Origin of the sequence: Pseudomonas oryzihabitans, assembly GCF_006384975.1 — a bacterium.
GTDB lineage: Bacteria > Pseudomonadota > Gammaproteobacteria > Pseudomonadales > Pseudomonadaceae > Chryseomonas > Chryseomonas psychrotolerans_B.
This window is the reverse complement of record NZ_CP021645.1, coordinates 4,487,061-4,508,255: the sequence shown is the minus strand read 5'-3', so window position 1 is coordinate 4,508,255 and position 21,195 is coordinate 4,487,061. Positions and strand designations below refer to the sequence as shown.

Annotated in this window: 16 protein-coding genes and 1 pseudogene; 6 read left to right on the top strand and 11 right to left on the bottom strand. The window is 66.6% G+C overall.

Annotated elements, in window-relative coordinates; all coding sequences use genetic code 11:
* Window positions 1-82: 82 nt before the first annotated feature.
* From CCZ28_RS25205 to CCZ28_RS20235, 4 genes and pseudogenes are all read right to left on the bottom strand, one after another.
* Window positions 83-1,168: pseudogene (locus CCZ28_RS25205) on the bottom strand (methyl-accepting chemotaxis protein); the annotation flags it as partial.
* Window positions 1,169-1,561: 393 nt separating this feature from the next.
* Entirely contained in the window at window positions 1,562-2,476 is a 915-nt protein-coding gene (gene glsB / locus CCZ28_RS20245) for a glutaminase B (RefSeq protein ID WP_205894688.1), read from the bottom strand.
* 185 nt (window positions 2,477-2,661) lie between these two features.
* The gene (locus CCZ28_RS20240) at window positions 2,662-3,132 is read right to left on the bottom strand and encodes a DUF1348 family protein (protein WP_140220587.1); all 471 of its coding nucleotides are present in this window, start codon (window positions 3,130-3,132) and stop codon (window positions 2,662-2,664) included.
* Window positions 3,133-3,219: 87 nt separating this feature from the next.
* Entirely contained in the window at window positions 3,220-3,984 is a 765-nt protein-coding gene (locus tag CCZ28_RS20235; RefSeq protein ID WP_140220586.1) for a LuxR family transcriptional regulator, read from the bottom strand.
* Window positions 3,985-4,137: 153 nt separating this feature from the next.
* On the opposite strand from CCZ28_RS20235, the gene CCZ28_RS20230 reads away from it, so the two are divergent.
* A complete protein-coding gene (locus tag CCZ28_RS20230; protein WP_140220585.1) occupies window positions 4,138-5,520 on the top strand; it encodes an APC family permease in 1,383 nt (460 codons plus the stop codon).
* 35 nt (window positions 5,521-5,555) lie between these two features.
* Here CCZ28_RS20230 and CCZ28_RS20225 read toward each other — a convergent pair whose 3' ends face one another.
* Window positions 5,556-6,449: a DMT family transporter gene (locus tag CCZ28_RS20225; RefSeq protein ID WP_140220584.1), complete on the bottom strand. Its 894-nt coding sequence runs from the start codon at window positions 6,447-6,449 to the stop codon at window positions 5,556-5,558.
* A 137-nt stretch (window positions 6,450-6,586) separates the two neighbouring features.
* Between CCZ28_RS20225 and CCZ28_RS20220 the strand changes: the two genes are divergently transcribed.
* On the top strand, window positions 6,587-7,513 hold the full coding sequence (locus tag CCZ28_RS20220) for a LysR family transcriptional regulator (RefSeq protein ID WP_140220583.1): 927 nt from the start codon (window positions 6,587-6,589) through the stop codon (window positions 7,511-7,513).
* Here CCZ28_RS20220 and modC read toward each other — a convergent pair.
* The 4 genes from modC to CCZ28_RS20200 are packed head-to-tail and all read right to left on the bottom strand — an operon-like array spanning window position 7,505 to window position 10,851.
* Entirely contained in the window at window positions 7,505-8,581 is a 1,077-nt protein-coding gene (gene modC / locus CCZ28_RS20215) for a molybdenum ABC transporter ATP-binding protein (protein ID WP_140220582.1), read from the bottom strand. The genes CCZ28_RS20220 and modC overlap by 9 nt on opposite strands.
* The gene (gene modB / locus CCZ28_RS20210) at window positions 8,578-9,255 is read right to left on the bottom strand and encodes a molybdate ABC transporter permease subunit (RefSeq protein WP_140220581.1); all 678 of its coding nucleotides are present in this window, start codon (window positions 9,253-9,255) and stop codon (window positions 8,578-8,580) included. Before modB ends, modC begins: the two co-directional genes overlap by 4 nt.
* 4 nt (window positions 9,256-9,259) lie before the next feature.
* Entirely contained in the window at window positions 9,260-10,015 is a 756-nt protein-coding gene (modA, locus tag CCZ28_RS20205) for a molybdate ABC transporter substrate-binding protein (RefSeq protein WP_140220580.1), read from the bottom strand.
* Window positions 10,016-10,038: 23 nt separating this feature from the next.
* Window positions 10,039-10,851, bottom strand: coding sequence for a TOBE domain-containing protein (locus tag CCZ28_RS20200; RefSeq protein ID WP_140220579.1), 813 nt, complete (start codon window positions 10,849-10,851; stop codon window positions 10,039-10,041).
* Window positions 10,852-10,934: 83 nt separating this feature from the next.
* On the opposite strand from CCZ28_RS20200, the gene CCZ28_RS20195 reads away from it, so the two are divergent.
* Window positions 10,935-11,369, top strand: coding sequence for a TOBE domain-containing protein (locus CCZ28_RS20195; protein ID WP_140220578.1), 435 nt, complete (start codon window positions 10,935-10,937; stop codon window positions 11,367-11,369).
* Between the two features lie 103 nt (window positions 11,370-11,472).
* Here CCZ28_RS20195 and ettA read toward each other — a convergent pair whose 3' ends face one another.
* Window positions 11,473-13,137 carry an energy-dependent translational throttle protein EttA gene (gene ettA, locus CCZ28_RS20190; protein ID WP_140220577.1) on the bottom strand — a complete coding sequence of 555 codons (1,665 nt, stop codon included), beginning with the start codon at window positions 13,135-13,137 and terminating at the stop codon, window positions 11,473-11,475.
* Between the two features lie 211 nt (window positions 13,138-13,348).
* Between ettA and CCZ28_RS20185 the strand changes: the two genes are divergently transcribed.
* Window positions 13,349-17,542: a sensor domain-containing protein gene (locus CCZ28_RS20185; RefSeq protein ID WP_140220576.1), complete on the top strand. Its 4,194-nt coding sequence runs from the start codon at window positions 13,349-13,351 to the stop codon at window positions 17,540-17,542.
* 124 nt (window positions 17,543-17,666) lie between these two features.
* Window positions 17,667-18,920 (top strand): serine hydroxymethyltransferase, encoded by a 1,254-nt coding sequence (gene glyA / locus CCZ28_RS20180; protein ID WP_140220575.1) that lies wholly within the window; start codon window positions 17,667-17,669, stop codon window positions 18,918-18,920.
* Window positions 18,921-19,121: 201 nt separating this feature from the next.
* On the opposite strand, the gene trxB is transcribed toward glyA, so the two are convergent.
* Window positions 19,122-20,096, bottom strand: coding sequence for a thioredoxin-disulfide reductase (gene trxB, locus CCZ28_RS20175; protein WP_058760179.1), 975 nt, complete (start codon window positions 20,094-20,096; stop codon window positions 19,122-19,124).
* A gap of 302 nt (window positions 20,097-20,398) precedes the next feature.
* Here trxB and cysZ point away from each other — a divergent pair, with 302 nt between their 5' ends.
* Complete coding sequence (gene cysZ / locus CCZ28_RS20170; RefSeq protein WP_140220574.1) at window positions 20,399-21,154, top strand: sulfate transporter CysZ; 756 nt, start codon at window positions 20,399-20,401, stop codon at window positions 21,152-21,154.
* The last annotated feature ends 41 nt before the right edge of the window (window positions 21,155-21,195 follow it).

The following is a 21,195-nucleotide window of genomic DNA, read 5'->3' as shown; positions in this document are numbered from 1 at the left end:
TGATGGCCGACAAGTCTTCGCTGGATTTGGCGACTTGGTCAGCACCCTCGCCGATGTGGCCGATCAGCTCGCGCAGGCCGGCGGTGGTCTGGTTCAGGCTCTGTTGTAACTGACCGATCTCGTCGCGTCGGGGAGCGTAGTTACGCTCGGCGAGATCGCCCCGACCCAGCAGGACAACATCCTGCACCACCCGGCGTAACGCGGGGACGATCTGGCGATTGATCGTCCAGGCCGCAGCCACCCCGATGGCGAGGGCGGCGAGCTGGCAAATGATCAGCCACCAGGAGGCTTGCTGAATGTCGCGCGCGCGCAACGCCAACTGGGAGTCATAGAGTTCGTTGCTCAGCGTGAGCAGGTGATGGCTGCTGGCGGTCAAGGCTTCGCTGGCTTGCGTGATCTTGAGCAAGGCCGCCTGATTGACGTCCAGAGCCGTCCGGTAGCCTTTCAGATAGGTCTCGAGCTGGCTGATGGCGGTAGAGTCCAGGGTACCGAACGCCGCGCTGAGGCTGCCGAGTCCGTTGATGGCCAGCTCGACCTGTTCGGCAGCCTTCTGGAAGAACTTGGGTTCGGCGCTGTAGGTATAGCCGCGGGTTTCGAAGCGCGCCCGTTGGAATTGCTCCTTGACCTGGGCCAGGATCTGGCTGCGGCGGAACCGGGTCTCGAGATCGGCCGAGTTATCTGCCGTGAGTTCCTTCTGCAGACCCTCCAGCACCTGCATCGCCGCATCGGCATTCTTGCCCAGCAAGGCGCGGGCCCCATCACCGCTCTGGCGGCTGCCGCTCGCGCGATAGCCGTCTTCGGTGAGCTTGAAGTTGTCTTTGTACTCCGCCAGCGCCTTGGCGAAACGCTCGAGGAGCTCGCGATTCACGGGATTGTTCATCACGACATCCAACACGGCGTAGCCGGCATCGACCCGCTTGAGCGTGTCCTGCACCGCCCCGCCCTTTTCTGGCGCGCCGGCACTACGCAAATACTCGACATGATCCTGACCCAGCGTGGCTACGCCCTGCTGCAGGACATTGACCTCGCCCATGATTTCCATACGCCGGGATAGCTTGTCGATGGCGCTCCAGCCCACCAGGCCCACGACCAGGCAGAGCAGCAAGACTGCGCTGAACCCCAAGGCCAACTTCCGGCCTACGGAAATATTGCCAAACCATCTACTCATTGCGGCGTCCTTTGATTCGAGCACTCAGGGATCCAGGAAGGTGCATGGGCTCCCGAGCGCTATCGACCGGAAACCGCCGATCTTGAGGGCATCGCTGATGATTTACCTGGCTAAAAGTACGTCCATAGCGGCGATGGAGGAGCCTAGGGTCAGACACCGTGCGAGGTCAGAGAGCCGCGAAGCCGCTTCATGTCTCACCGCTACGCTCGACCAAGCACTACCCGCTAGGAGCCGATTACCGCAGTGATAAACCACTAGTGTGACGTTTCGGTCGCTCACGCAAGCATCGATAGGACTTCGGGACGTGGTTCGGTGTGGCACTGGGCAGCATCACAATGAGGCACTGCCGGGTTAGGCCACCCACTCCGCACAGCCAACGGCTGCAGCCTCGCCCTAGCCCAGGGGCGCGACGCCGAGCCCCTCGACCAGAGTCTCCAACGCGCGCAGACTGGCCACCGAGTTGCCGTAGCTGTCCAGCCGCGGCGACCAGACGCAGATACTCATCTGCCCTGGCACGATGGCAACGATGCCGCCCCCTACCCCGCTCTTGCCCGGCAGGCCGACGCGCCAGGCGAAGTCACCGGCGGCATCGTAGAGGCCGCAGGTCAGCAGCAGGGCATTGAGTTGGCGGGTCTGCTGGGGCGTCACTACCGGCTGGCCGTCCTGGGGATTGATCCCTCCGTTGGCCAGGAAGGCGAAGGCCCGCGCCACGTCGACGCAGCTCATGGCCAGGGCGCAACCGTGGAAATAGACGTCGAGGACGTCGTTCACCTCGCTGTGCAGGTTGCCATAGGCCTTCATCAGATAGGCCAGGGCCGCGTTGCGTGCCTTGTGTTCCATCTCCGAGCGGGCCACGCGGTCGTCGAAATTGAGCGCCGGATTGCCAGCCAGACGCCGCGCCTGCTCGCGCATCATCCAGTGGATGGACATGATGCGCGACACCAGCAACTCGCAGATCAGCACCGCCCCCGCGTTGATGAAGGGATTGCGCGGGATGCCCTTCTCCTCTTCCAACTGCACCATGGAATTGAAGGCCTGACCGGAGGGCTCGCGACCGACGCGGGTCCAGATGTCCGGCTCGTCCAGCCGCTGCATGGCGATCACCAGGTTGAGCACCTTGGAGATGGACTGGATGGAGAACGCCGTGTCGGCTGCCCCGGCGCGCCAGACCTGGCCGTTGACGTCGCAGACGGCGATGCCGAACTGATCCGGCGCTACCTCGGCCAGGGCCGGGATGTAGTCGGCCACCTTGCCTTCGCCAAAATGACGCGGCGCGGCGGCGGCGATACGGTCGAGCAGGGGTTGCAGCTGGTGACGGTCGAAGAGCTCTGGCATGGCGGGTCCGAAGCGGGCGGGGGCGCCAAGTGTAGGACGCGGCAGTGCCTCAGGCGAGACCCGCCTGCCGCTGGGCTTGTCGAAGGTGGAAACGCTCCGGGCGTAACATCGCTGAGGTAGATCGGGCTGAGCAACGTTACGCCCAATCTACGCCGTTCTCACAACCCCAACTCACTCAACCCCGGATGATCATCCGGCCGCCGCCCCTGGGGCCAGTGGAATAGGCGCTCGGTCGCGTCGATGGGCAGGTCGTTGATGCTGGCGTGACGCTCGGCCATTAGGCCCTGGTCGTCGAAATACCAGTTCTCGTTGCCGTAGGAGCGATACCACTGACCGTGCTCGTCGTGCCATTCGTAGGCGAAACGCACGGCGATGCGCGCCTCGCTGAAGGCCCAGAGCTCCTTGATCAGCCGATATTCCTGTTCGCGCTGCCACTTGCGGGTGAGGAAGGCCTCGATGGCGGCGCGGCCCTGGAAGAATTCAGCGCGGTTGCGCCAACGGCTGTCGGCCGTATAGGCCAGCGCCACCCTGGCCGGATCGCGACCGTTCCAGCCGTCTTCGGCGGCGCGGACCTTCTGCCGGGCGGTCTCCAGGGTGAAGGGGGGTAACGGGGGACGGGCAGCGCTCATGGGGCATTCCTTGGAAGGTGAAACCCCAGTGTCGGCGTGGACCAGATTCGTCGCAAGGTCGAGGAGCCCACGGATCGCGCCATGCCCTCACACTTCCACCAGCCGATAGTGCAGCCCCCGCACCACCGCCTCGACTCTATTGCGTGCCCCCAGCTTGCGGGCGGCGGAGTTGAGGTGCAGGTTGACCGTGGCGGTGGACCTGTTGAGCGTCGCGGCGATGCGCTTGGCGGTCAGGCCCTTGGCCGAATACTGCAGGCATTCACGCTCCCGGGGCGTCAGGCGGATCTGGCCGCAGCGACGCTCGGCCGGGGCCAGCAGTTCGTCGGCGCGGGCCTGGAAGGCATGGGCCAGCACCAGGAAGGCGCCCAGGCAGGCCTCGCCGGCGGCCTCGGCATCGCGGGCGTCGGCATCGAGGATGCCGGTAAGGGTGGCGAAGGCGCCGCCCGGCAGGTGCAAGGGCACCGTCACCCCGGTGGCGAGGCCGCTGTCGCGTACGTAGCAGGTCACCGGGCGATGGCTGTCACCGAGGTATTCGCGCAGGGCGCTGCGGGTTTCGCTGCGAAACGACCAGACGAAAGGCGTCGCCCGCCGGCTGGCGCACTGCTGCACGGGGTCAATCTGGTAGTAGCCGCGCTCGCACCAGAAGGCCTGCATGTCCGCCGGGGCATTGCGCACCTTGAACACCGAAGGGGTGATGAGCACCCCCTCGTGGCTGAGGGGTACCGGAGCATAGTCGTAGATCAGCGCCTTGCAGCCGAAGCCGTCGGCGGTGTCCTGCACGGCGTCCAGGCAGGCGTCGAGGCTGGCCAGTCCGGCGAGCCGGCTACTGAAGGTGACCAGATCGGCATGCATCTTGGAATTCCCTTTGGGATGGCGATAAGGGAAAGAAAGCAAAGGCTCTGCCAGAGCCTGGAGATCTCCTGCAAACCTAGCATTTTTGTGGATAGGGCCGTCGTGTCCCCTGGCCTAGAGTCGAGCCTACCCCGCCCCTTCGAGGATGCCCCCATGACTCAACCCGCTCCGTCCGGCGACAGCGCCGAACTCGCCCGTTTCGGCTACACCCAGGAACTCAAGCGCCAGCTCGGGCTCAAGGACCTGCTCATCTACGGCCTGGTGTTCATGGTGCCCATCGCACCCTTTTCCATCTTCGGCGGGGTGTTCGACGCCAGCCACGGCATGGTGCCCCTCACCTACCTGATCGGCTTCGTCGCCATGCTGTTCACCGCGGTGAGCTACCAGCAGATGTCCCGCGCCTTCCCCATGGCCGGCTCGGTCTACACCTATGTTGGACGCGGCCTGCACCCGGCGCTGGGCTTTCTCGCCGGCTGGGCCATCCTGCTGGACTACCTGCTGGTGCCCACCCTGCTCTATGTGATCGGTGCCACCGCCATGGCCAACGTCATCCCGGCCATTCCGCAGCCGCTGTGGATCGTCTTCTTCGTCGGCCTCAACACCCTGGTCAATCTGCGTGGCATCGAGACCACCGCCCGCGCCAACCGCCTGTTCCTCTACGGCCAACTGGCGGTGCTGCTGGTGTTCGTGGTGCTGGCCTCGCTCGCCATCAGCCGCGGCGTCAATGGCGCCGAATGGAACATGAAGCCGCTGTACAACCCGCAGGAATTCTCCCTGCCGCTGATCTTCAGCGCCCTCTCGGTGGCGGTGCTGTCCTTCCTCGGCTTCGATGCCATCTCCACCCTCTCCGAGGAAACCCGTGGCGGTAGCCGCGTGGTGGGCCGCGCCACCCTGCTGGCGCTGACCCTGGTGGCGGCGCTGTTCATGGTGCAGACCTGGCTGGCGGCACTACTGCAACCCAACCTCATCCAGTACCCCGACGCCGACGCCTCCAACAATGCCTTCTACGAGATCGGTCGGCTGATCGCCGGGCCCTGGCTGCAGGTGGTGATCGCCCTCGCCGTGGCCATCGGCGCCGCCATCGCCAACGCCCTGGTGGCCCAGGCCGCCACCTCGCGCCTGCTGTTCGCCATGGCCCGCGACCGCCAGCTGCCACAGTTCCTGCGCCACATCCATCCAGTCACCCGTATCCCCCAGCGCGCCATCCTGCTGGTGGCGGTGCTGAGCCTGGTGCTGGGGCTGTTCTTCGTCGGCCAGATCAATCTGCTGGCGTCCATGTGCAATTTCGGTGCGCTGACCGCCTTCCTGCTCCTGCATGTGGCAGTGGTCTGGCACTACCGCGGCGCCGGTCGCCCACTGCTCTACGGCCTGGTGCCGCTGATCGGCTTCATCATCCTCGCCTATGTGCTGTTCAACGCCGACATCTACGCCAAGGTCGGTGGCAGTTGCTGGATGGTGGTGGGCCTGGCCGTGCTGGCCTTCCTCAAGCTCAGCGGCCGGACCGTGGAATTCAAGGCCAACGACGCCGTCCATTGAGGACGGCACAGAGCACCAGGCGGGAGCCGCAGCGGTCAGCCGCTGACGGCCCTGGCTTCGCCCAGGGCCCGCCGCGGCAGCGTTCCCCACAACGAGGCGACCACGATCAGCAGGCCGCCCAGCCAGCCCCAGAGGCCCAGGTGCTCGTCCAGCCAGAAGGCGGCGAACAGGGCGCCGAACAGGGGCTCCACGCCCATCAGCAGGGCGACCCGGGTGGCACTGGTACGCCCCAGGGCATAGTTCTGCGCCAGGAAGGCGCCCAGGGTGCAGAACAGCACCAGGTAAGCGGTGGACAGCCAGAAGCCCACTTGCACCGGCAGAGGCGCTAGGCCCGGGCCCAGGGCGAACAGCAGCAGACAGGCCAGCCCCACCACCCCGGTCTGCACCGCGGTCAGCGCCAGGGCCGGCACCGGCACGCTGGCCCGCTGTAGGCGGCGCCGCACCACGCAGACATTGACCGCACGCAGTACGGCCGCCAGCAGGATCAGGCCGTCGCCCAGGTTGAAGTTCAGATTCACCCCGCGGGTCAGCAAGCCGGCGCCGACGACCGCCAGGGCCGCCGCGCCCAGGGCACGGGCTTCCGGTCGTTGACCGAGCAGCCACCACTCAGCGAAGGGCGTCAGGGCCACGCATAGACTGATGAGAAAGGCGGCGTTGCTGGCGCTGGTCAGGGCCACGCCAAAGGTCTCGCAGAGAAAGATCGCCAGCAGCAGCAGACCGGTCGGTATCCCCGGGGCCCAGGCGCGGCGTCCCTCGCCCCTCAGGGTCGGCGCGAGCAGCAGCGCGGTGAGGCAGAAGCGCAGCGCCAGGTAACCCAGCACCGGATAGAGCAGCACGGCATCCTTGACCACGGCGTAACTGGTGCCCCAAACCATGGCAGTGGCGAGCAGCAAGCCTTCGGCGAGGCCGAAGGTGGAACGTTGTGACATGAGCTCTTCTCCCCGAACTAGAGCGCCAGTGTGCACCGAGTCGACCTCGACCATAAGCCAAACGGTCGGCACAGCTCTTGTTCCCTCAGCGCAGCAATGCCAGCATCCGAGGCCCTATTGCTTCCCTGGAATCAGGCATGGATCTGCTCCGCGCCTTGCCCTTGCTGCCCTGCATGGTCGCCTTCGCCAAGGTGGTGGAAACCGGCAGTTTCACCGCCGCCGCCCGGCTGCTGGACGCCACGCCCTCGGCGGTCAGCCGCCAGGTCGCCCGGCTGGAGCAGGAGCTGGGGGTGCGCCTGCTACAGCGCACCACCCGCCAGTTGCGCCTCAGCGACGCCGGCCGCGAGGTGCTCGGGCACTGTCGCCAGCTGCTGGCGGCTGCTGGCGCTGCGCTGGACAGCGGCCAGCAGCATCGCGAGGAACCCCGCGGCCAAGTGCGCCTGGCGGTGCCCAAGGCGGTCGGCTACCGGCTGATCGCCCCGCTGCTGCCGAAACTCTTCCAGCGCTATCCCGAGGTGGATCTGCAACTGCGCCTGGACGACCGCCCGCTGGACCCCATCGCCGACGATCAGGACCTGCTGGTGCGCATCACCGAGCAGCCGCCGGCCGGCTTCGTCGCCCGACCGCTGCGGCGGATGGATTTCGTGCTCTGCGCCAGCCCCGCCTATCTAGGGCGCCGCGGCGCGCCCCAGCAGCCCCAGGCGCTGGCCGAGCACGAGTGCCTCTACCTGGGCGAAACCCCGGGCGACCAGCGTTGGCAACTGCGCCGCGACGACCGCGTGGAAAGCGTGACGGTACGCGGCCGGCTGGCCTGCAACCACAGCGGCGTGCGCCTGGACGCCGCCCTCGCCGACCTCGGCATCGCCTGCCTGCCGGCCTTCGCCGCCGAGACCGCCCTGGCCGAAGGCCGGCTGCTGCGTGTCTTGCCCGACTGGCAATACCTCGGCCCCTACCAAGGCACCGCCTGGCTGCTCTATCCCCCGGATCGCCAGTTGCCGCAGGCGGTGCGGGTAGTGGTGGATTTTCTGGTGGAACGGCTCAAGCCAGCCCCAGGCTCAGGCTAGAACGGCCACCGACTTGAGCTGCGCCCAGACCCGACTCCCCGGCTGCAGCGCCAGGCGCTCCAGCGAATAACGGGTGATCCGCGCCAGCAGCGGGCTACCGCCCAAGTCCAGGCGCAGCAACACCTGGGCCGGCGAGCGGGTCGGGGCGATTTCCACCAGGGTGGCCGGCAGCACATTGAGGATGCTGCTGTGCTGGCGTTCCAGACTCAGGCTGACGTCCCGCGCCAGCACCTTGATGCGCAGCGCCTGGCCGGGGGGCAAGGGGGCATGGGCCAGCAGTACCCGCTGCTCGCCGGCCAGGCCCAAGCTGAGCAGGCCGTAGTCCGGGTCATGGCCCAGCACCCGTCCCTCCAGCACCACCCCGGCGTCCTCGGCCAGGGCGATGGGCAGGTCCAGCCGCGCCAATACCTCGGTCGTCGGCCCACTGGCGAGCACCCGCCCCCGCTCCAGCAGCACCAGGTGATCGGCCAGCCGCGCCACCTCGTCCGGGGCATGGCTGACGTAGAGGATCGGCAGCGCCAATTCGCCCGTCAGGCGTTCCAGGTAGGGCAGGATCTCGGCCTTGCGCTCGGCGTCCAGCGCCGCCAGGGGTTCGTCCATCAGCAAGAGGCGCGGACTGGTCAGCAAGGCCCGGGCGATGCCGACCCGCTGGCGCTCGCCGCCGGACAGTCGCGCCGGCATGCGCTGGAGTAAATCCTCGATCCCCAGCAGCTCGACGATCCGCGCCAGCTCCAGCCGTCGCTCGGCCGGCGCCACCCGCTGCCAGCCGAACAACAGATTGCGCCGCACATCCAGGTGCTCGAACAGATTGGCGTCCTGGAAGACGTAGCCCAGGGCGCGTTTGTGCGGTGGCAGGAAGAAGCCGCGCTCGCTGTCCTGCCAGGTCTCCCCAGCCACCACCAGGCGCCCGCGGGCAGTGGGCTCCAGCCCGGCCACGCACCTGAGGCAGCTGGTCTTGCCCGAACCCGAGGGGCCGAACAGCGCGGTGACGCCGCTGGCGGGCAATGCCAGGTCCACGTCCAGCGTGAAGCCGGGGTGCGTGAGTGCGAAGCGGGCCGTCAGACTCATGTCCAGGCCGACCGCCCGCGGCGCCCATAGAGCAGCAAGAGGATCACGAAGGAAAACACCAGCATGCCGCCGGCCAAGAGGTGCGCCTGGGGATATTCCATGGCTTCCACGTGGTTGAAGATCTGGGTGGAGATGACCTGGGTGCGCCCGGGTACGTTGCCGCCGATCATCAAGACCACGCCGAATTCACCCACGGTGTGGGCGAAGCCGAGGATGGCGGCGGTGACGAAGCCCGGACGGGCCAGCGGCAGCACCACATGGCAGAAGGTATCCAGCGGCCCGGCCCTGAGGGTGGCCGCCGCCTCCAGGGGGCGCGGGCCGATGGCTTCGAAGGCGTTCTGCAGCGGTTGCACCACGAAGGGCAATGAATAGAACAGCGAGCCCACCACCAACCCGGCGAAGGTGAAGGGCAGCCGGCCCAGCCCCAGGGCCTCGGTCGCCTGCCCTACCCACCCCTCCGGCCCCATGGCCAGCAGCAGGTAGAAGCCGATCACCGTGGGCGGCAACACCAGTGGCAGGGCCACCAGGGCGCCTATCGGCCCCTTGAGCCAGGAGCGGGTGCGCGCCAGCCACCAGGCGATGGGCGTGCCCAGCAACAAGAGCAGCACGGTGGTCACGCTGGCCAGTTCCAGGGTCAGGCGGATCGCCGCCCAATCCGCCGCGGTCAGGCTCATGGGGTCACTGCCGGTAGCCGTAGGCGGTGAGCACCGCGGCCGCCTGGGGTCCCTTGAGGTAGGCCAGCAGCGCCTTGGCCGCTGGCTGGTCCTTGCCCGGTTCCAGCAACACGGCGTCCTGGCGAATCGGCTGATAGAGATCGGCCGGCACGATCCAGGCCGAGCCCTCCTTGAGCTTGCCGTCCTGGTAGATCTGCGACAGGGCGACGAAGCCCAGCTCGGCATTGCCGGTGGCGACGAACTGATAGGCCTGGGTGATGCTCTGGCCTTCGACCAGCTTGGCCTTCACTGCGTCGGTCAGCCCCAGCTTGGCCAGGGTCTGGGTGGCGGCCAGGCCATAGGGCGCGGTCTTGGGATTGGCGATGGCCAGATGGGCGAAGGCGTTGCGCCCTAGCACCGCGCCCTCGTCGTCGACATAGTCGGTCTTGGGCGACCACAACGCCAGGCTGCCGATGGCATAGGTGAAACGCGAGCCCTTGACCGCCGCGCCCTCGGCTTCCAGTTTGGCCGGGGTGCTGTCGTCGGCGGCGAGAAAGACCGCGAAGGGCGCGCCATTCCTGATCTGGGTATAGAGCTGGCCGGTGGCGCCGCTGGCGATCACCAGGTGATGGCCGGTGTCCTGGGCGAAGCGATCACCGATGGCCTTGAGCGGGGCGCTGAAGTTGGCGGCCACGGCCACCTGGACCTCGTCGGCCAGTACGGGTGTGGCGACGACGCCCGCGAGCAGGGTCAAGGACAGGCGCAAGCAAAAGGAGGTCATCGGGGTTCTCTCTGGTTTGGACATCAGGATGCACTCAGCAACAGCACGCTGGCCGCGCTGAAACAGGCGCAGGCCGCCACCCCGGGAGCGAGCCCGAGTTGACGACTGCTACCCGCGGTAAGGGTGGCGGTGATCCTGCGGCCGGCCGGCAGCGCCAGGACCACCTCGTGGTTGACCGGGCCGGCATGGACCCGCTCGATTTCGCCCCACAACAGGTTCTGCGCCGACAGCCGCAGCCCCGGATCGGTGCCGATCACCACCGCCGACGCCTTGACCAGCGCCACCACGGCGCGCCCCGGCGCCAACTGCAGCTGTTCGGCGCTCTCACGGGTGACCAGGGCGGTGAGGCGGGTGGTGTCGTCCAGGCGCAGGGTCACGGCGCTTTCCACGTCGCTGTGCTCGAGCGCCTCCACCGCGCCGGAAAATTGATTACGGGCGCTGCTTCGCCAATTGAGGTTGAGCAGCAATTGGCGGAAATCGTCGACCTCGGTGCGGCTGGCTTCGTCGAGGCGAGCCGCCACCTGGTCCAGGGTGCTCTGGTAGTGCTGCTCCAGGGCGCGATAGAAGGCCACCACGCGCTGGCCATAGGCGGTCAGCCGGGTACCGCCACCGCCGCTGCCGCCGGTGCTGCGCGCTACCAGCGGCTGGGCGGAGAGATTATTGATCTGGTCCACCGCATCCCAGGCCGCCTTGTAGGACAGCGGCACCCGCTTGGCCGCCTGGCTGATGGAGCCGGTCGCGGCGATGGCCTCCAGCAAGCGAATGCGGGTCTCGGTCAGCTCGGCGCCGACGCTGCTTTCCAGGGAGAGATGGGCGACGAAGGGCGAGGCGCTCATGCCAGCCTCTGCAACAGGTGTATTGGACGATACCGTCGGTGCCGCCTAGAGTGGCGGGATTCAGCCCCCAGGAGCGTAGCGCGATGAACATCAGTGCCCGCAATGTCTTCCAGGGCATCGTCAGTGCGGTGAGCGAAGGCCCGGTGAACGCCGAGGTCAGGCTGCAGCTGCGCGGCGGCACCGAGCTGGTGGCGGTGATCACCCGGGAAAGTCTGCAGCACCTCGCGCTGGCTCCGGGCAAGCCGGTGGTGGCCCTGGTCAAGGCGCCCTGGGTGATGGTCATGGCGGCCAACAGCGGTCTGCACCTGTCGGCCCGCAATCGCCTGGTCGGCACCGTGGAGTCCATCCGCGACGGCGCCATTCATGCGGAAGTCAGCATCGCCCTGCCCGGCGACGAACGCGTGGTAGCCCTCATCAGCCGCGATGCGGTGCGGGAGCTGCAGCTGGCGCCGGGCGTTGCCGCCACGGCGGTGTTCAAGGCGTCCCATGTGATCCTCGGCGTACCGACCGACTCTTGAAGACAAGCGGACCTTGCCCGCCGCTAGCGTTATAGCATCAAGTATATAGCGAGGGACAAAAGAAAACGCCGGCAGGTTTCCCCACCGGCGTTCGTGCTGACGCTTAGGCCAGCTTCTTGTACTTCACCCGCTTGGGCTGCGCCGCGGCTTCACCCAGGCGCTTCTTGCGATCGGCTTCGTACTCGGTGTAGTTGCCTTCGAAGAACACCACGTGGGAGTCATCCTCGTAGGAAAGGATGTGGGTGGCGATGCGGTCGAGGAACCAGCGGTCGTGGGAGATCACGATGGCCGCGCCGGGGAAGTCCAGCAGGGCGTCTTCCAGGGCACGTAGGGTTTCCACGTCCAGGTCGTTGGAGGGTTCGTCCAGCAGCAGCACGTTGCCGCCCTGCTTGAGGGTCAGCGCCAGGTGCAGACGACCGCGCTCACCGCCGGAGAGGTCCTTGACGAACTTCTGCTGGTCGGCGCCCTTGAAGTTGAAGCGACCGACGTAGCTGCGCGAGGGCACCTCGTAGTTGCCGATCTTGATCACGTCCGAGCCATCGGACACCTGTTCCCAGACGGTCTTGGTGTCGGACAGGTTCTCGCGGCTCTGGTCGACGCTGGCCAGTTGCACGGTGTCGCCGATCTCGATGGTGCCCGAATCCGGTTGCTCCTTGCCCATGATCATGCGGAACAGGGTCGACTTGCCCGCACCGTTACCGCCGATCACGCCGACGATGGCGCCCTTGGGCACCACGAAGCTGAGGTCGTCGATCAGCAGGCGATCGCCGTAGCCCTTGCTGACGTTCCTGAACTCGATGACCTTGTCGCCCAGGCGCTGGCCGGCGGGGATGTAGATCTCGTTGGTCTCGCTGCGCTTCTGGAATTCCTGGGACTGCATTTCCTCGAAGCGCTGCAGGCGGGCCTTGGACTTCGACTGGCGAGCCTTGGCGCCGGAGCGCACCCAGTCCAGTTCCGCCTTCATGGCCTTGGCGTGGGCGGCTTCCTGCTTGGCTTCCTGGGCCAGGCGCGCGGCCTTGGATTCCAGCCAGCCGGAGTAGTTGCCCTCGAAGGGGATGCCCTGGCCGCGGTCCAGTTCCAGGATCCAGCCGGCGACGTTGTCGAGGAAGTAGCGGTCGTGGGTGATGGCCACCACGGTGCCGGGGAAGTCGTGCAGGAAGTGCTCCAGCCAGGCTACCGAGTCGGCGTCCAGGTGGTTGGTGGGTTCGTCCAGCAGCAGCATGTCGGGCGCCGACAGCAGCAGGCGGCACAGCGCCACGCGGCGCTTCTCGCCACCGGAGAGGTGACCGACCTTGGCGTCCCAGGCCGGCAGGCGCAGGGCGTCGGCGGCGACTTCCAGCTGGCGTTCCAGGTTGTGGCCATCGGCGGCCTGGAGGATGGCCTCCAGCTTGGCCTGCTCGGCGGCGAGGGCGTCGAAATCGGCATCCGGCTCGGCGTAGGCGGCATAGACTTCGTCCAGGCGCGCCTGGGCTTGCTTGATCTGACCGACGGCTTCTTCGACTACGTCACGAACCGTCTGCTCGGGGTCAAGTTTCGGCTCCTGCGGCAGATAACCCACATTGATACCGGGCATCGGACGCGCTTCACCTTCGATCTCGGTATCGACGCCGGCCATGATGCGCAGCAGCGTGGACTTGCCCGCACCGTTCAGACCGAGCACGCCGATCTTGGCGCCCGGGAAGAAGGACAGGGAGATGTTCTTGAGGATTTCACGCTTGGGCGGCACGACCTTGCCGACCCGATGCATGGTGTAGACGTATTGAGCCATGGTTGGACCTTGGGAGCGGAATGAAAAACAGGGCACACAGTATGGCGTCAGCGGGCAACGCTGTCGAAACCCCGGGCGACGAAATCGCCGGTGGTGAAGGCGCGGAAAAAGCAGGCAAACGCACTGTCTGGCACATTATCATAGGCCTCCCCTGCCCCGCGGAATCGGGCGCAGTCGAATGGCCAAGGCTCCCGCAGGAAAGCAGTCCGACGTGAATAGCTCGCCCTCCACCCTGCCGGAAGAGTCGCTCGCCTCCTCACCAAGGCGCTTCACCCGTGGCTTGCTGATCCTGTCACTGGTGGTGATGCTGGCGATGATGTTCTGGCAGGCCTTCGCCGGACTGGCCGAGCGCAAGGCACTGCGCCACGAACAGCTCGAGGGCATGACCCGGCAACTGGCCAATACCCTCGAATTCGGGATGGCGCTCAAGGCCCAGGCGGTGCGCAGCACCCTGCGCTGGTCCAGCGATCCCTCCCTGCCAGTGACCACCGAACGGCTGCTCAGCCTCAAGGAATTCTTTCCCGGCCTGCGCGAGGTGCGCTGGTTGCCCGCCGATGCCACGCAGCGCGCCGCGCGCCTGGCCGATGCGCCCGACGCGACCTTCGTACAGCAACTGATCCAGCGCGCCGGTCAGGCGGAATTCACCTATGCCTACCAGCCCAAGGCCAGCGACGCTCCCCTCTATGTCCTGCTGGCGGGCGATGCGAACCGGCAACAGGGCTGGTGGCTATTGACCAGCGCCCCACTGATCGAGCCGCTCTGGCGACAGACCCAGGTCTTGGAAGGGCTCAACTGGCGCCTGGAAGACCGCGACCAGGGTACGCTGCTGTTCTCTACCAGCGCGGCGGATGCGGCGACCAGCCAGGACCAGGTCAGCCAGCCGCTCGCCCACAGCGACTGGCAGGTGGTCGGCACCTACCCACCGGATACCGCGCCAGGGTTGCCCATCCAGGGTGCGCTGGGCCGCCTGGTATTGTTCACCCTCTTCGGCTTGATGAGCGGCATCCTGTTGCATCTGCTGCTGCAGGAGGAACAGGGCCTGCGCGCCCTCACCCAGGCCTCGCGCCGCAGCCTGCGGCTGGCCGGAACCGCCCTCAACGGTATCGAAGAATTCGTCTGCATGACCCAGGCCGACGGCCGCCTGGTCTACGTCAACGCCACCGCGGCGCGCCTGCTCGGCATCGCCCCGAGTGAAGCCCCGCAACATTTCCTGGCGGGCCTGTTGCCACAACTGGTCTCCCCAACAGGCGCCGAACAGGGCAACCATGGCCTGATCTCCCTCCTGGTGGACCACCGCCCCCGCTGCTTCGCGGTGAGCTGCCATGCCCTGGCCGACAGTCAGCCCAGCGCGCGCGTGCTGCGTGACCGCACCCAGACGCAGGATGGATTCGTCTGGGTCCTGCGCGATGTCACCGAGCAGCAGCGCAACCTGGAAACCATCCAGACCACCCGGCAACGCTACGAGAACATCTTCAACGGGGTACACACCGGCATCTGCGTGGTCGACCTGCGCCCCCTGTACGAAGCCATGACCGTACGCGGCCTGCAGCGACCGGAACAGCTCGCCGCGATACTCGCCAGCCAACCCGACGCGCTGGACGAGCTGGGCCGCCAGGTGCGGATCACCGAAATCAACCAACGCGCCCTGGAGATGCTCGGCATCGAGCATCTCGACCAGGCCTGGGATCGCCTCGTGGGTAACTCCCGCCTCCAGGTCGGTGGCAAGCGTTATCGCCTGCTGGCTGGCATGCTGTCCGGTCAGCAGGTGCTGGAGCTGGAAACCTGCATCGCCACCGCGACGGGCGAGCGGCACCTCTGGCTGAGCATGCATCTGCCGACCGATCCCCAGCACCTCGACGCCACCCTGCTCAGCCTCAACGACATCACCCAGCGCAAACTCGGCGAACTGCGGCTGATCCAGCGCGACGCCTTCTGGTCCAACCTGATCAGCGCCACCCCCGACACCCTCTACACCTACGACGTCGCCAGTGGCCAGCTGACCTACGAGAGCCATCCACTGGCGCTCAAGCTCGGCTATCCCCCGGAGGCCTTCACCAGTCTCGGCACCGAACGCCTGCATCCGGACGACACCGAACTGCACGCGCGGGTGGTGAACATGCGCCAGACGCTGTCCGACCAGCCCAGCAGCAGCCTCTTGCGCTGGCAGCACCGCAACGGTAGCTGGCGCTGGTTCGATATCCGCGAGCAGCGCCTGGAACGCCGCCCTGACGGCGCCGCCGCCAGCATCGTCGGCCTGGCGCTGGACGTCACCGACACCGTGCTGGCCAGCGATCGCCTGCGCGACAGCGAGAACCGCTACCGACAACTGGCGGAAAGCATCAGCGACGTCATCTTCACCACCGATGCCCAGCTGGTACTCAGCTACATCAGCCCGTCCGTCGAGGAACTGCTGGGCTATTCCATCGCCGAGCTGCAACAGCGCCCGCTGGCCGACCTGGTGGTGCATTCGCGCCAGTTGCAGGAGTTCCGCCGTGCCCTGCAGCATCTGCTGCGCAGCCTCGACGATCCACGCGCGCTCTCCGCCCTGCGCCGCGAGAGTTTCGCCCCCCTGGTGCTCGACTGCCTGCACGCCGAGGGTCATACCCTGCAGATCGAGCTGCGCCTCAAGCCACTCTGGGATGACCACGAGCGCTTCGCCGGCCTGCTCGGCGTCTGCCGCGACATCTCCGCCCAGCGCCGTACGGAAAAGGACATGCGCATGGCGGCCACGGTGTTCGACCACTCCGCTGGCGCCATCCTGGTCACCGACCCGGCCGGCTACATCGTACGCGTCAACCGCACCTTCAGCCGTATCACCGGCTTCGCCGCCGCCGACGTTCTCGACCAACAGCCGATGATGATCTGCGCCGACAAGCAGGAAGCCAACCAGCTGCAGCACGTGATGCAGCAGCTGCGCACCGAGGAAAGTTGGGAAGGCGAAATCTGGCAACGCCGCAAGGATAACGAGCCCTATCCCTCCTGGGTCGGCATCACCGCCATCCGCGATGATGACGGCGATCTGATGAGCTATGTCTGCTTCTTCGTCGACATCAGCGAACGCAAGGCCAGCGAGCGGCGCATTCACCGCCTGGCCTACTACGACGCCCTCACCCTGCTGCCCAACCGCACCCTGTTCCAGGACCGCCTGCACAATGCCCTGCAGCAGAGCCGGCACAACAACAGCTGGGTGGTGTTGATGTTCCTCGACCTGGACCGCTTCAAGCCGATCAACGACTCCCTCGGCCATGCCGCGGGTGATCGGATGCTCAAGGAAGTGGCCATGCGCCTGACCGCCTGCGTCGGCACCGAGGACAGCGTGGCGCGCATGGGTGGCGACGAGTTCACCCTGCTGCTGTCGGGCCTGGAGACCCGCGAGGCCGCCCTCGCCCAGGCGATCCGCGTCGGTGAGCAGATCCTCGCCCAGCTCTCGGATGCCTTCATCCTCGAAGGCCGCGAATTCTTCGTCTCCGCCAGTATCGGCATCGCCCTGTCGCCCCAGGACGGCCAGGAACTCAGCCAGTTGATGAAGAACGCCGACACGGCCATGTACCACGCCAAGGAAATGGGCAAGAACAACTTCCAGTTCTACCAGGCCGAGATGAACGCCCGCGCCCTGGAACGCCTGGAGTTGGAAGCCGATCTGCGCCATGCCCTGCTGCAGGGCGAATTCCGCCTGCACTACCAGCCGCAATACCGCTGCGACAACCGCCGTCTGACCGGTGTCGAAGCCCTGCTGCGCTGGGAGCATCCGGTGCGCGGCCACGTCTCCCCTGCCGAGTTCATCCCGGTGCTGGAGGAAATCGGCCTGGTGGTCCAGGTCGGCGACTGGGTGATCCGCGAGGCCTGCCGCCAGATGCGCGAATGGCACGCGGCCAAGGTGCGTATCCCCAAGGTCTCGGTGAACCTCTCCGCCCGCCAGTTCAGCGACGGCCAGCTCGGCCAGCGCATCGCCAAGATCCTCACCGAGACCGGCCTGCCCCCCGCCTGCCTGGAGCTGGAATTGACCGAGAGCATCCTGATGCGCGACGTCGGTGAAGCCCTGCAACTGCTGGGCGAGCTCAAGGGCCTGGGCCTGTGCATCGCGGTCGACGACTTCGGTACCGGCTATTCCTCGCTCAACTACCTCAAGCAATTCCCCATCGACATCCTCAAGATCGACCGCAGCTTCGTCGACGGCCTGCCCCACGGCGAACAGGACGCCCAGATCGCCCGCGCCATCATCGCCATGGCGCACAGCCTCAACCTGTCGGTGATCGCCGAGGGCGTGGAGCAGCAGGAGCAACTGGATTTCCTCTGCACCCATGGCTGCGACGAGGTCCAGGGCTTCCTCTTCGACCGTCCGCTGCCGCCGGACCAGTTGCGCAAGCGCGTCGAGCACCAGGGTCTGTTTCCGGTTCTCACATGAGACCGATGGCGCCGGCACATGACCGGCGCTCATACCTCAGGCTTCCCGCGATGGGGTAGAATGCGGCCCTTCACGAGCCCGGACCGGGCTCGCTCTTCGCCATGCCTCAGGGGACCCTGCCGCCATGTTCAGCCGTGAAACCACCATCGCCCGCTTCGACGCCGACCTGTATGCCGCCATGCAGCAGGAAGCCCAGCGTCAGGAAGATCACATCGAGCTGATCGCTTCGGAAAACTACACCAGCCCGGCGGTCATGGAAGCCCAAGGCTCGGTGCTGACCAACAAGTACGCCGAAGGCTATCCGCACAAGCGTTACTACGGCGGTTGCGAATACGTCGACGTGGTCGAGCAACTGGCCATCGACCGCGCCAAGCAGCTGTTCGGCGCCGACTACGCCAACGTCCAGCCGCACTCCGGGTCCCAGGCCAACTCGGCCGTATACCTGGCGCTGATCGAAGCCGGTGACACCATCCTCGGCATGAGCCTGGCTCACGGCGGCCACCTGACCCATGGTGCCACCGTCTCCTCCTCCGGCAAGCTGTACAACGCCGTGCAGTACGGCATCGACGAGCAGGGCCTGATCGACTACGCCGAGGTCGAGCGCCTGGCCCAGGAGCACAAGCCCAAGGTCATCGTTGCCGGCTACTCCGCCTACTCCCAAGTCCTGGACTTCGCCCGCTTCCGCGCCATCGCCGATGCCGTGGGCGCCTACCTGTTCGTCGACATGGCCCACTTCGCCGGCCTGGTCGCCGCGGGTATCTACCCCAACCCGGTGCCCTTCGCCGACGTGGTCACCAGCACCACCCACAAGACCCTGCGCGGCCCGCGCGGCGGCCTGATCCTGGCCAAGGCCAACGAAGCCATCGAGAAGAAGCTCAACTCGGCGGTCTTCCCCGGCGCCCAGGGCGGTCCGCTGATGCACGTCATCGCCGGCAAGGCCGTGTGCTTCAAGGAAGCCCTGCAGCCCGAGTTCAAGACCTACCAGCAGCAGGTGATAAAGAACGCCCAGGCCATGGCCAGCGTCTTCATCGAGCGCGGCTTCGACGTGGTCTCCGGTGGCACCGACAACCACCTGTTCCTGCTCAGCCTGATCAAGCAGGAAATCACCGGCAAGGACGCGGACGCCGCCCTGGGTCGCGCCTTCATCACCGTGAACAAGAACTCGGTGCCGAACGATCCGCGCTCGCCCTTCGTCACCTCCGGCCTGCGCATCGGTACCCCGGCCGTCACCACCCGTGGCTTTAAGGAAGCCGAGTGCCAGGAACTGGCCGGCTGGATCTGCGACATCCTCGGCAACATGGGCGACGAGTCGGTGATCGACGCCGTACGCGCCAAGGTCCAGACCGTCTGCGCCCGCCTGCCGGTGTACGGCAAGTAAGAGGCACGTCGTCCCCCTCTCCCTCCGGGAGAGGGTCGGAGTGAGGGAAGCCCCAAACAAAGAACCCCGACCAATAGATCGGGGCTCTTTGCGTTTCCAGAAGGGTCGTCAAGGCAGACAAGCCAGATCTTGCCGCCCACCGGAAACCTCCGAAAAAGAAAAACCCCGGCCAGTGCCGGGGTTCTTTGTTTGCAGCTGAGCTTAGAGGACCTGCAGATCACCCAGGCCGTCCAGATAGCGCTCGGCGTCCAAAGCAGCCATGCAGCCGGCGCCGGCCGAGGTGATGGCCTGGCGGTAGGTGTGGTCGGCCACGTCGCCGGCGGCGAACACGCCCGGCACGTTGGTGGCGGTGGCATTGGCCTCGCGACCGCCCTTGACCACCAGGTAGCCGTCGTGGGTCTCCAGCTGGCCCTCGAACAGCCCGGTATTGGGCGTGTGGCCGATGGCGACGAACAGACCGGCTACTTGCAGCTCTTCGGTGCTGCCGTCGTTGTTCTTGATGCGCACTCCGGTGACGCCCATGTTGTCGCCCAGCACCTCGTCGACGCTGGCATTGAGCTTGAGCGCCATCTTGCCTTCGGCGACCCGGGCACGCAGCTTGTCCTGCAGGATCTTCTCGGCGCGGAAGGTCTCGCGGCGGTGGATCAGGGTCACCTTGCTGGCGATGTTGGCCAGGTACAGGGCTTCCTCGACCGCGGTGTTGCCACCGCCGACCACCGCCACCTCACGGTTGCGATAGAAGAAGCCGTCGCAGGTGGCGCAGGCGGAGACGCCCTTGCCCATGAAGGCCTCTTCGCTGGCCAGGCCCAGGTAGCGGGCGCTGGCGCCGGTGGCGATGATCAGGGCATCGCAGGTGTAGGTGGCGCTGTCACCCTTGAGGGTGTAGGGCTTGCCGCCGAAGTCCACGGCATTGATGTGATCGAAGACGATCTCGGTCTCGAAGCGTTCGGCGTGCTCGCGCATGCGCTCCATCAGCGCCGGACCGGTCAGGTCGTGGGGATCGCCCGGCCAGTTGTCGACTTCGGTGGTGGTGGTCAGCTGGCCGCCCATCTGCATGCCGGTGATCAGCAGCGGCTTGAGGTTGGCACGCGCGGCATAGACCGCGGCCGTGTAACCGGCCGGACCGGAACCGAGGATGATGAGGCGCGAATGGCGCGAGGTGCTGGCTTCTGACATGACATTCTCCCTGCCGGGGTCTCCGGCAGACCTAAGAGTGAAATGGCCCGCGCGCCTTGAGGGGCGCGCCGGCCGGGGTTCGTGCGGAGCCGTTCCGCAGCGCCCATCGCTCCTAGCGATGGCGCGACCGGCGCCGATCGAGGCGGACACCGGGTCCAGGGATGGAGCTCAGCCTAACGGGCGCAGCCGCTCCATAGAAGCGACCATTCTAAATCCAGACCATAGGGCGCGCCTATGTCGACCGCTGCGGCAATGGAGCCCTGAGGTAAGCTGTGCATTCCCGCCACTCGTCAGGAAAGTCCATGGCTGTCGCTCCGCTGTCCGGCTCCGCCTACTTCGCCGAAGGTCTGCGCCTGGTGACCCGCCCCGGCATGCGCCGCTTCGTGGTCATCCCGCTGACCATCAATCTGCTGCTCTACGCGGCCATCCTCACCTTCGCCGTACGCCAGTTCAACGGCTGGATGACGCAACTGATGCCCACCCTGCCCAGTTGGGCCGGCTTCGTCGAGTGGCTGCTCTGGCCACTGTTCGTCGTGCTGCTGCTGGCGATCATCTTCTTCACCTTCACCCTGCTGGCGAATCTGGTGGCGGCGCCCTTCAACGGCCTGCTGTCGGAAAAGGTCGAGGTGCTGGTGCGCGGCCAGGACGACTTCCCGCCCTTCAGCCTCACCGAACTGGTGACCATGGTGCCGCGCACCCTGCAGCGCGAGTTGCGTAAGCTGGGCTACTACCTGCCCAGGGCCCTGGGCCTGCTGGTGCTGACCTTCATCCCCGGCATCAACCTGATCGCCGCGCCGCTGTGGATTCTGTTCGGCGTCTGGATGATGGCGGTGCAGTACATCGACTTCCCCGCCGACAACCACAAGCTGGACTTCCGCAACATGCTCGCCTGGCTGCGCACCCGTCGCCTGCGCTGCCTGGGTTTCGGCGGGGTGACCTACCTGGCCCTGCTGGTACCCGGCCTGAACGCCCTGTTCATGCCCGCCGCGGTGGCCGGGGCGACACTGTTCTGGGTACGGGAAGAAGGCAACAAGGCCTTGCCGCAAGCCGGCGCCTGAACCTTTCGACCTGCTGGGCAGGCCTTGGCCAAACGAGGAGC